Source organism: Microbacterium sp. APC 3901 (assembly GCF_030407765.1).
In the GTDB taxonomy this organism is placed as follows: domain Bacteria; phylum Actinomycetota; class Actinomycetes; order Actinomycetales; family Microbacteriaceae; genus Microbacterium.
Window position 1 is genome coordinate 1 of the sequence record NZ_JASDCU010000028.1, and the last position, 1895, is coordinate 1895.

1 rRNA gene is annotated in these 1895 nt (G+C 54.9%); it reads left to right on the plus strand.

The features are described from left to right. The first annotated feature begins 260 nt into the window (after nt 1–260). Nucleotides 261–1785 (plus strand): 16S ribosomal RNA (locus QMA07_RS16925). Nucleotides 1786–1895 lie beyond the last annotated feature (110 nt).

The window sequence follows — 1895 nt, forward strand, 5'->3', positions numbered from 1 at the left end:
TAAGATAGAGAAGTTGCCCTTCGGGCCTGGTTGTGATGACTGGGTCGTGGGAGCATCCGATCCTTGAGAACTCAACAGCGTGCACTTGTCAAATGCCAAATTATCCTCGTCTAGCTTCGGCTGGGTGAGAATTCCTTTGGATCAAAGACCAACTCCTTTCGGGGGGTTGGCATTCGGATGAAGTCAGCAATGAATTTGTCTCTTTGGTCAGCATCAAACTCGCTGCGTCACCGTTTTCCCGGTGTCGTATGCATTTCTTTTTTACGGAGAGTTTGATCCTGGCTCAGGATGAACGCTGGCGGCGTGCTTAACACATGCAAGTCGAACGGTGAACACGGAGCTTGCTCTGTGGGATCAGTGGCGAACGGGTGAGTAACACGTGAGCAACCTGCCCCTGACTCTGGGATAAGCGCTGGAAACGGCGTCTAATACTGGATACGAGTAGCGACCGCATGGTCAGTTACTGGAAAGATTTATTGGTTGGGGATGGGCTCGCGGCCTATCAGCTTGTTGGTGAGGTAATGGCTCACCAAGGCGTCGACGGGTAGCCGGCCTGAGAGGGTGACCGGCCACACTGGGACTGAGACACGGCCCAGACTCCTACGGGAGGCAGCAGTGGGGAATATTGCACAATGGGCGCAAGCCTGATGCAGCAACGCCGCGTGAGGGATGACGGCCTTCGGGTTGTAAACCTCTTTTAGCAGGGAAGAAGCGAAAGTGACGGTACCTGCAGAAAAAGCGCCGGCTAACTACGTGCCAGCAGCCGCGGTAATACGTAGGGCGCAAGCGTTATCCGGAATTATTGGGCGTAAAGAGCTCGTAGGCGGTTTGTCGCGTCTGCTGTGAAATCCGGAGGCTCAACCTCCGGCCTGCAGTGGGTACGGGCAGACTAGAGTGCGGTAGGGGAGATTGGAATTCCTGGTGTAGCGGTGGAATGCGCAGATATCAGGAGGAACACCGATGGCGAAGGCAGATCTCTGGGCCGTAACTGACGCTGAGGAGCGAAAGGGTGGGGAGCAAACAGGCTTAGATACCCTGGTAGTCCACCCCGTAAACGTTGGGAACTAGTTGTGGGGTCCATTCCACGGATTCCGTGACGCAGCTAACGCATTAAGTTCCCCGCCTGGGGAGTACGGCCGCAAGGCTAAAACTCAAAGGAATTGACGGGGACCCGCACAAGCGGCGGAGCATGCGGATTAATTCGATGCAACGCGAAGAACCTTACCAAGGCTTGACATATACGAGAACGGGCCAGAAATGGTCAACTCTTTGGACACTCGTAAACAGGTGGTGCATGGTTGTCGTCAGCTCGTGTCGTGAGATGTTGGGTTAAGTCCCGCAACGAGCGCAACCCTCGTTCTATGTTGCCAGCACGTAATGGTGGGAACTCATGGGATACTGCCGGGGTCAACTCGGAGGAAGGTGGGGATGACGTCAAATCATCATGCCCCTTATGTCTTGGGCTTCACGCATGCTACAATGGCCGGTACAAAGGGCTGCAATACCGCGAGGTGGAGCGAATCCCAAAAAGCCGGTCCCAGTTCGGATTGAGGTCTGCAACTCGACCTCATGAAGTCGGAGTCGCTAGTAATCGCAGATCAGCAACGCTGCGGTGAATACGTTCCCGGGTCTTGTACACACCGCCCGTCAAGTCATGAAAGTCGGTAACACCTGAAGCCGGTGGCCTAACCCTTGTGGAGGGAGCCGTCGAAGGTGGGATCGGTAATTAGGACTAAGTCGTAACAAGGTAGCCGTACCGGAAGGTGCGGCTGGATCACCTCCTTTCTAAGGAGCATCTGACTCTTCGGAGTCCAGAACCCAGATCGAGGACGTTCGTTTCTCGCTGGGAGCTCATGGGTGGAACATTTGACATGGTGCGAAGGAAGAAGCTCTCG